We start from the raw sequence: 8,415 nt of genomic DNA, 5'->3' as shown, positions 1-8,415 counted from the left end.
TTGACCTCCACGAATACAATGCAGTCGGCATCGCGGCAGATGAGGTCGATCTCAAGACGGCCGTGCCGCCAGTTGCGTTCGAGAATCCGGTAGCCCCGGCTTTTCAGGTGCCGGGCCGCCGCGTCCTCGCCCCGGCCGCCGCTGCCGGGCATGATGCTTTTGAGCAGCTTGCGCATGGGGCCGAATAGCACAGCCCGCCCCGACGGTCCATGACCGCCCGGACGGAAAAACAGGACGAACCTTGAACTTGCGGGCCTGCGGGAGTATGGCTCTTGCCATGACGAAAAACAAACCTGACGATACCGCAAACGATGGCGTGCACGGCCGGGACCGGCTTACGCGCATCGCGGACTTTCTTTTCGAGTGCGGCATGCTCCGCAAGACCCCGCGCACCGGCTACCAGTTCCTTGGCACGGGCTCGGAAAACGTGGCCGAACACTCCTTCCGCACCGCGGTGCTGGGCTACGTCCTCGCCCGCATGGCCGGAGCCGATGTGGCGCGCACAACCTTCCTCTGCCTGTTTCATGATCTGCACGAGTCCCGTACTGCGGACTTCAACTACGTGAACCGCATCTACAACTCGTCCAACCGCACCATGCGCTGGAACACGCCACCGCCGGGACCGGTCTGGAAGAAGACATTCTGCCCATGTGGGAGGAACTGGAGAGCGCGGACACACTGGAAGCAAAGCTCGCGCAGGACGCCGACCAGCTCGACTTCATCCTGAATCTCAAGGAAGAGGCCGACCTCGGCAACCGCTACGCAACACAGTGGCTCGAGATCGCCGTGCAGCGGGTGCGCACCGAATGGGGCGCGGAGCTGGCGCAGACCATCGCCGAAACCGACCACAAGGACTGGTGGTTCCTCGGCCCGGACCCTGCGTGGTGGACCCGGAAGAATGGAAAGAAGAAGTAGCTCCAGCTACTCTCCGCCCCCTTCTCCCTCAAGGTAGTATCGTGCCAGAATCAGATCCACGGTGCCGTTCGTGACCATGTCCGCCACGCGATCCAAAAAGCGTCGTTGCTCCTCCTGCCTGTCGGAATCCCTGCTGCATGCAATGTAATAGTTGAGGTGTCCGCAGGCCATGGAAGGCACAACGTTGGTGAGATGCAGCTTGGCCACGAGGGCCTTTCCCACCGCGCTGTTCGAGAAGACCGCGTCCACCCGGCCCCAGGAAAGCTTCTTGAACGCTTCTTCGTCGTCAGGTGTCATGTCGATCCTGAACTTGGCACCCTTTTCTTCACGAAACGCCGCAAGCGAACGGGAGGTGTTGGACGGGCCGTACACCCCAACGCTTCCCTGCCCAAGACCCACAACGCCCTTGGAATCAAGGACACCCTCACCGGCGCGCTCAAAGAACGCGTACCCTGTCCGAACAATGGGCTTGGAAAAGACAAGCCACTTTTCCCGTTCCGCGTTCATGCCCAAAAGGAATAGACCATGCGCCTCACCTTCACGAACGAGCATCTGGGCGCGCGGCCACGGCAGCAGTTCCACCTCACACTCCAGCCCTTCCATTCGGCAGGCGCTGGTAACAACCTCCACACCCGGTCCGGACGGTCGGTCATCTATAAGGTAGGTAAACGGAGGGAAGTCCTGAGTGAGAAACAGTAAAGGTTCCGCCTGAACAGGAACAGCAGAAACCACCAGCCAAAGAAGCGACAAGCAAAGCAGCGCACGCATAGGTCTCTCCTCCCATGAATCGTTCCCGGCCAATCAAAAGGATACGAAAGCATACCGTATTTCAATATCGTAATACATTAGTATCTTTGCCATGCTGCACAATACTGCCGGAGGTCGTCATTTTCTCTACCGAGGTTGCGGAATTCGTGGTATTTCTGTAATAGCATCTTTCCGGACGAGGGCCGGTACGCGGAAAACCGTTCGCATACGGGATTTTTTGCCGCAGATCGAATATCGGGGATGGCTATGCCACAGGCAGAGAGGGGATCACTTGCCCCGTTCGCCGCACTAGGTTCGGCGTTTACGGGATTCATTGGGGAATTAGGTGCACTGACCATCTTTTTCCTCGATTCGTTGCGTCTTGTGTTCGCTGGCTGGGGCCAGTTCCCGAAAGTCGTCAGGCAAATCTATTTCATCGGCGTCCAGTCCATCAGCGTCATCGCCCTTATCGGCGGATTCGCGGGGATGGTCATGGGCATGCAGCTCTACTTCGCGCTGGCCATTTTCGGCGCGGACGGATTCCTCGGGGCCGGGGTCGGCCTGTCCATGGTCCGAGAACTCGCACCGGTGCTCACCGCCATCATGCTCACGGGCCGGGCCGGATCGGCCATGACCGCTGAAATCGGGGTCATGCGCATCTCCGAGCAGATCGACGCCCTGAACATCATGGACATCAACCCGGTGCGCTACCTCGTCGCGCCCAAGATGGCCGCGAGCATCATCAGCTTTCCCATACTGACCGCCTTCTTCAACCTCATCGCCATTTCCGGCGGCTGGCTCACCGGCGTCAAGCTGCTCGGGGCCAACGAAGGCGTCTATTGGTCGCGCGTGCAGGACTCGCTCAACTGGAGCGACATCGAGGGCGGCTTCATCAAGTCGTTGGTATTTGCCTGCCTCGTCTGCACCATCTGCTGTTTCGAGGGATATTTCACACACACCCGAAAGGGCCACGTCGGCCCGGAAGGGGTCAGCCAGTCCACCACCACCGCGGTGGTCAAGTCCTGCGTCATCATTCTGGCCTCGGACTACGTGCTGACCTCGCTGCTCTGGTAAAGGGGATTCGATGGCAAAGGCACCGGGCATACGACTTGAAAACCTGAGCGTGGGGTACGGGGGAATTCCCGTGGCCTCCGGTCTGGACCTGACCATGCCCGGCGGCAAGGTCACGGTGGTGGTCGGCGGCTCCGGCTGTGGCAAATCCACGCTCATCAAGCACATCCTCCGGCTGCACGAACCCATCGAGGGCGCCATCTACATCGGCGGACACAACGTCCACTCCCTTTCCGGCAAGGCCGCCCGCTGCATGAAACAGCAGATGGGCGTGCTCTTTCAGGACGGCGCCCTGCTCGGCTCCCTGACGATTTTCGACAACCTCGCCCTGCCGCTGCGCGAACACACCCGGCTCAAAGAGAACAACATCCGGGAAATCATCGACCACAAACTGAAGCTGGTTGGGCTTTCCGGATCCGAAGAAAAGTATCCCACCGAGCTTTCCGGCGGCATGCGCAAGCGCGCAGGACTGGCGCGGGCGCTGGTCATGGACCCGCAGGTGCTTTTCTGCGACGAGCCGACCTCCGGGCTGGACCCGATCCTGTCCGCCGAGCTGGACCACCTGCTGCTCGACATGATGGCCCACTTCGACATGACCATGGTGGTGGTCAGCCACGACCTTGCGAGCATGCGGGCCATCGCCGACCACGTGGTGGTTCTCGGCGACGGGCGCAGCCTGTTTCAGGGCACGGTGGAGGAGCTCGACGCATCCGAGGACGAATACCTGCGCCGCTTCCTTGACCGCCTTCCCGAAGAGCGGGACACCCCGAGGCTGACCATGCCGCCCATCGGCGTCGACATGTTCAAAGACGACTGTTCTAAGCTGCTCGACCTGCAGCATGACGATTGATAGAGGATGGAGACGATGAAAAAGTACAGCAAGGAAACCGCGGTCGGAATATTCGTATTCGTCGGCCTGCTGGCCATGGCCTATATGAGCGTCAAGCTCGGCAACGTGGGCCTGTTCACCGACAGCCACTGGAGCGTGGAGGCCAGCTTCACCGACGTCTCCGGCCTCAAGGCCAACGCGCCAGTGCAGATGTACGGCGTGAAGATCGGATACGTGAACGACATCGTCCTCAACCAGAAAGACGGCGTGGCCGACGTGAACATGAAGATCAGGAAAGGCGTGGTCATAAGCGACGACGCCATCGCCTCGGTCAAGACCAGCGGCCTCATCGGCGACAAGTTCATCAAGATAACTCCGGGGCTTGGCTCTCCGCTGGAAGAAGACGGATTCATCTTTGACACGGAACCCGCCCTCGACCTTGAAGACCTCATAAGCAAATTCGCATTCGGGAAGGTATAAACGATGCGCACCAGACTTTTTTTCCATCCTGTTGGCGACGCTGCTCGCCGTGTTCGGCTTCAGCGCCGTGGCCATGGCCGAGGCGACCCCTGAAGCCCGGGTCAAGGAAGGCGTCGACAAGATCGTCCAACTCCTGCAGGACCCCCGGTTCGACGAAGCAGCCACCCGGCAGCAGATTTTTAACGAAATCGCCGCACTCTCGGACTCCTACTTCGATTACAAGTATCTTACCATGATGGCCGTGGGCAGACCGTGGCTGCAGATGGACGACGCCAAAAAGGACGAGTTGGTCCCGATATTCAAAAAAAGTTCTTGAACTCAACTACTTGCCCAAACTCGAAGACTACTCCGGGCAGAAGGTCACGTACAAGAAGCAAATGGTTCGCGGCGACAAGGCCATGGTGCTGACCGAGGTGGTTGACAAGGATAAAACCTTTTCCGTAAACTACCGATTGATAAAAATAGGTGGACAGTGGATGGTTTACGATATAATCGCCGAAGGCATCAGCTTGGTGAAGAACTATCGCAGCCAGTTCGCTGAAATTCTGCATGACGGAAACGTGGACACGCTGATTGCCAAGCTGAACGAGAAAGCGGAGCATCTTCAGACCGCACAGACGACGGAAACACAGAAGTAGGATACCATGCGCCTGACCCTCGCCCTTCTGATCGCGCTGATCGCCTTCGCTGCCGTGCCGGCCTTTGCCGAGGACGGCTCTTCTGCTACGCAGCAGTTCGCGCAGTACAAATTCGATGACAATGTCTGGGACGACTCGGGCAACATCATCGTGGACGACGACGGCGACCAGCAGAAGGCCGGTGAACCCAAGCACGAACTGGCCTCCGACCCCTTTGAAGGGTGGAACAGGTTCTGGTTCCAGTTCAACGACAAGCTCTACTTTGCGCTCTTCAAGCCCATCGCACAGGGCTATGGCTACGTTCTGCCCCAGAAGCTGCGGCAGAACTTCAGCAACTTCTTCCACAACCTGCTTTTCCCGGTTCGCTTCGTGAACTGCCTCCTGCAGTTCAAGTTTCAGGCGGCAGGGCTCAATCTTTCCAAGTTCGTGGTCAACTCCACCTTCGGCCTCGGCGGACTCGCCGATGTGACAGAAGGACGCAAGAAGACCCGACCCGAAATCCCCGATGGCATCGAGGACTTCGGCCAGACCCTCGGCCACTGGGGCATGGGCAACGGCCCGTACCTCGTCTGGCCGCTTCTCGGCCCCAGCTCCGCCCGTGATACGGTCGGCTTCGTGGGCGACTACTTCGTCTCCGTGGACACCTACGTGCTGAGCTTCTGGGAAGCCGTGGGCTACTACGCGTTCGGCCGCATCAACTACCTCTCCCTGAACCTCGGCCAGTACGAGACCCTGAAGAACGGCGCCATCGACCCCTATCAGGCCTTCAAGGACGCCTACCTGCGCATGCGCGCCAAGGCCGTCAAAGAATAGCCGAGCTTCCATGCTCATTGCCGTCATCTCCGACACCCACATGACCACGCCCGGCGCGTGGCTTCAGGACGTGTACGAAAAGCATCTGGCTCCTGCCGATGCGCTCCTGCACTGCGGCGACATCACCACTCCGGCTGTCTGGTCCTTCTTCATGCAGCACCCCAACTTCCACTGCGTTCGCGGCAACTGCGACTGGGACCCCGCGCTGGTGGACGAGCTGGACCCCATGCTCTCCGTGAAGCTCGGCGGACTGGTCGTTGGCCTGACCCACGGCTGGGGACCCCGCCCGCAGGTACCCGAAAAAGTTGCCGAAGCCTTTGGACCCAAGTACGACCTCGTCTGCTACGGACACACCCATGCCCGGGACTGGGGCAAGCGCCGCGGCGTGCAGCTCTGCAACCCCGGCAGCCTCGGTGAATCCGGGTCACTGGCGCACATCACCATCGGTCCAGACGGTGCGCTGGACTGCCAGTTCCTTCAGGGACCGCCCAGACTCTAGCCTCCGCCCGTTCCGGCACCCCTCAAATCCGGGGCTTGCCCGCCGGACGATTTCAAGCTAATGACATTCTTTCCCGCACAGGCGGGAGCTACATCATTATATAGGAAGACGGTAAGACCCAATGTCAGACAATCATTTCGAAGACGACGACGCCCAACAGCGGCCCGCCAAGAGTCAACGCTATCATCAAATCTCCGAGATCGACTCCAAGATCCTCGGCCTGCTCGAAAAGCGCAGCTACCTGCTCCGCAAGGAAGGCGCGTGGCGTCGCTCCAAGCAGAAATCCCAAATAGACCCCCAGCTGGAAAAGGACCTGCGCCGCGCCTGGGAAGAGGCCGGTGAAGGCCTCGGGCTCGACCCGCGCCTGTCCCGCCAGCTCTTCACGCTCGCCAACCAGTTCGCCCAGTCCGCCACCGGCAGCGGAGACAAGGGCGGTTACAAGCTCGCTCCCAGAAGGGAAGCGGCCGATGCCACCATCGAAGGACCGCGCTCGCTGCGCACCACCCGCCTGTGGATGTCCATCGCCGCTGCCTGCGGACAGCCCTGCTCCCTGCCGCAGGCGCTGCTCAACGCCCCCAACAAGGACCTCGCCAAAGGCCTCAAGCAGGCCGGTGCCGCAGTCACATGGGACGACACCGGTTTCTCCTTTGCCGCAACCGAACCGCTGGAGTTCGAGAACGCCATGCTGTTCGCTGGCGACGACCCGCTCAACTTTTACCTGCTCCTGTGCATGGCGCTCGGGAACATGGGCCGTTGCAAGTTCACCGGACAGGCCACGCTGCAGCTGCTGGAAGTGCAGAAATTCAACAAGTTCCTGCCCCAGCTCGGCGCGCGCCTCGTGCCCATGAACCCGAACAACCCCGGCCTGCCCTGCCGCCTCGAATCCGGCGGCACCATGGACGAGGAAATCACCCTGCCCAAGGACATCGACCCGGACTTTGCCGCAGCCCTCGTGCTGGCGTCCTGGTCCTATCCCGGCGGGCTTGCCGTGAACGGTCTCTCCGGTGACGCCCTTGAGGCCGCAGCTGCCGCTGCCGACGTGCTGGAAGCCTGCGGCATCGAAGTGACCCGCACCAAGGACGGCTTTGAAGTCTCCGACGGCATCCCGGCCGTTCCTGAAACGCCCGTGCTGCCGCTGGACACGGTCCTGACCCCCTACCTGCTCGCCCTGCCCGCCTTCTGCGGCGGCCGCATCAGCGTTCGGGGCACGTGGGCCGAATCCGCAAAGCCCATTCTGGACCAACTCGCCGACCTCGGCATCGAGATCGAGCAGACCGACGAGGCCATGACCGCCACCAGCAAGGGCATCCCTTCCTACCCGCGCATCACCATCGGCGAACGCGCCGGGCTCTACCCGCTCGCGCTGGCGCTCGGTGTCCGGGCTGGCAAGGCTGTCATCGAAGGCCAGCCGCCAATGGAAGCCGCCGAAATGCTGGACCACATGAACGCCACCTACGAGGCGGATACCGAATCCATCAGCATCACCGGCGTGGGCGAATGGGAAGGCTCGTTCGGCAGCCCGGCCCCGGAATGGTCCCTCGGCCTTGCACTGGCCGCATGGCGCTGCCCCGGCATCATGCTCTCCAACCACGGCGAGCTGACCAGCTGGTGGCCGCAGTTCTGGAACTTCTACAACACCCTTCCCACGGGCGTCATGAAACCGAAGCCCAAGAAGGAGGACCGCAGTGTCAAACGCCGCAGAATCCGCATCGGATAACCCGCAGCTTTCCGACGACGTCACCGTGCTGGAAGCCGAGGTGGTCAAATTCACCCACCTCATCAAGGAGTGCGAAAAGCGCATCCGCGAACTCATGGAGGCCGAAGACCCCAAAAAGGGGGTCTTCCACCACGAGGAAATCTTCCAGCTCCAGCAGGACAAGCTGCGCTACGACGTGGAAGCAAAATTCCGCCGCAACAAGATCAACCGACTTGAACTCGGCATGGACGAGACGCAGGTTTCCCCCGGCGTCAAGGACGGCTTCCTTTTCTAGAGAACCTTCAACACGCAGGAGCGGACAATGGGGAAAAACATCACCCGGAAGATCATCGAGCGTCACCTCGTCAGCGGTGAAATGGCGCCCGGAAGCGAGATCGGTCTGACCATCGACCAGACCCTCACGCAGGACGCCACCGGCACCATGGCCTACCTCCAGTTCGAAGCGATCGGGCTGGACCGGGTTCGCACCGAACTATCGGTGAGCTACGTGGACCACAACACGCTGCAGATGGGCTTCCGAAACCCCGATGACCACCGCTACCTGCGTACCGTCGCCGAAAAGTACGGCGTGGTGTTCTCGCCTCCGGGCACCGGCATCTGCCACCAGTTGCATCTGGAGAACTTCGGCCGTCCGGGCCGCACCCTGATCGGCTCGGACTCCCACACGCCCACGGCGGGCGGCATCGGCAGCCTCGCCATGGCGCGG

General features: G+C 61.0%; 12 protein-coding genes and 1 pseudogene. 11 read left to right on the top strand and 2 right to left on the bottom strand.

Annotated elements, in window-relative coordinates:
• On the bottom strand, nt 1-152 hold a 152-nt coding region (locus JCM12178_RS18035), incomplete at its 3' end, for a YraN family protein (protein WP_439646716.1).
• Nucleotides 153-277: 125 nt separating this feature from the next.
• On the opposite strand from JCM12178_RS18035, the pseudogene JCM12178_RS16005 reads away from it, so the two are divergent.
• Nucleotides 278-915, top strand: a pseudogene (locus tag JCM12178_RS16005) (HD domain-containing protein).
• A 6-nt stretch (nt 916-921) separates the two neighbouring features.
• Here JCM12178_RS16005 and JCM12178_RS16000 read toward each other — a convergent pair.
• The gene (locus JCM12178_RS16000) at nt 922-1,683 is read right to left on the bottom strand and encodes a substrate-binding periplasmic protein (RefSeq protein WP_083465999.1); all 762 of its coding nucleotides are present in this window, start codon (nt 1,681-1,683) and stop codon (nt 922-924) included.
• Between the two features lie 246 nt (nt 1,684-1,929).
• Here JCM12178_RS16000 and JCM12178_RS15995 point away from each other — a divergent pair, with 246 nt between their 5' ends.
• From JCM12178_RS15995 to JCM12178_RS15950, 10 genes are all read left to right on the top strand, one after another.
• Nucleotides 1,930-2,736 carry an MlaE family ABC transporter permease gene (locus JCM12178_RS15995; protein ID WP_054652853.1) on the top strand — a complete coding sequence of 269 codons (807 nt, stop codon included), beginning with the start codon at nt 1,930-1,932 and terminating at the stop codon, nt 2,734-2,736.
• A gap of 10 nt (nt 2,737-2,746) precedes the next feature.
• Nucleotides 2,747-3,583, top strand: a complete 837-nt coding sequence (locus JCM12178_RS15990; RefSeq protein ID WP_054652851.1) for an ABC transporter ATP-binding protein — start codon at nt 2,747-2,749, stop codon at nt 3,581-3,583.
• Nucleotides 3,584-3,598: 15 nt separating this feature from the next.
• On the top strand, nt 3,599-4,042 hold the full coding sequence (mlaD, locus tag JCM12178_RS15985) for an outer membrane lipid asymmetry maintenance protein MlaD (protein WP_054652849.1): 444 nt from the start codon (nt 3,599-3,601) through the stop codon (nt 4,040-4,042).
• A 49-nt stretch (nt 4,043-4,091) separates the two neighbouring features.
• Complete coding sequence (locus JCM12178_RS15980) at nt 4,092-4,358, top strand: ABC transporter substrate-binding protein (protein ID WP_157054966.1); 267 nt, start codon at nt 4,092-4,094, stop codon at nt 4,356-4,358.
• Between the two features lie 10 nt (nt 4,359-4,368).
• Entirely contained in the window at nt 4,369-4,680 is a 312-nt protein-coding gene (locus JCM12178_RS15975; protein ID WP_054652846.1) for an MlaC/ttg2D family ABC transporter substrate-binding protein, read from the top strand.
• Nucleotides 4,681-4,686: 6 nt separating this feature from the next.
• Nucleotides 4,687-5,493 carry an MlaA family lipoprotein gene (locus JCM12178_RS15970; protein WP_054652844.1) on the top strand — a complete coding sequence of 269 codons (807 nt, stop codon included), beginning with the start codon at nt 4,687-4,689 and terminating at the stop codon, nt 5,491-5,493.
• Nucleotides 5,494-5,503: 10 nt separating this feature from the next.
• The gene (locus tag JCM12178_RS15965) at nt 5,504-5,992 is read left to right on the top strand and encodes a metallophosphoesterase family protein (RefSeq protein ID WP_054652842.1); all 489 of its coding nucleotides are present in this window, start codon (nt 5,504-5,506) and stop codon (nt 5,990-5,992) included.
• 121 nt (nt 5,993-6,113) lie between these two features.
• Complete coding sequence (locus tag JCM12178_RS15960) at nt 6,114-7,709, top strand: chorismate mutase (RefSeq protein ID WP_054652840.1); 1,596 nt, start codon at nt 6,114-6,116, stop codon at nt 7,707-7,709.
• Entirely contained in the window at nt 7,678-7,983 is a 306-nt protein-coding gene (locus JCM12178_RS15955; protein WP_054652839.1) for a hypothetical protein, read from the top strand. Before JCM12178_RS15960 ends, JCM12178_RS15955 begins: the two co-directional genes overlap by 32 nt.
• 27 nt (nt 7,984-8,010) lie before the next feature.
• On the top strand, nt 8,011-8,415 hold a 405-nt coding region (locus tag JCM12178_RS15950), incomplete at its 3' end, for an aconitase family protein (RefSeq protein WP_245628829.1).

Source organism: Salidesulfovibrio brasiliensis JCM 12178, from assembly GCF_001311825.1.
Taxonomy (GTDB): domain Bacteria; phylum Desulfobacterota; class Desulfovibrionia; order Desulfovibrionales; family Desulfovibrionaceae; genus Pseudodesulfovibrio; species Pseudodesulfovibrio brasiliensis.
The sequence above is the reverse complement of the archived record's forward strand: the minus strand, read 5'-3'. Positions and strand labels throughout refer to the sequence as shown.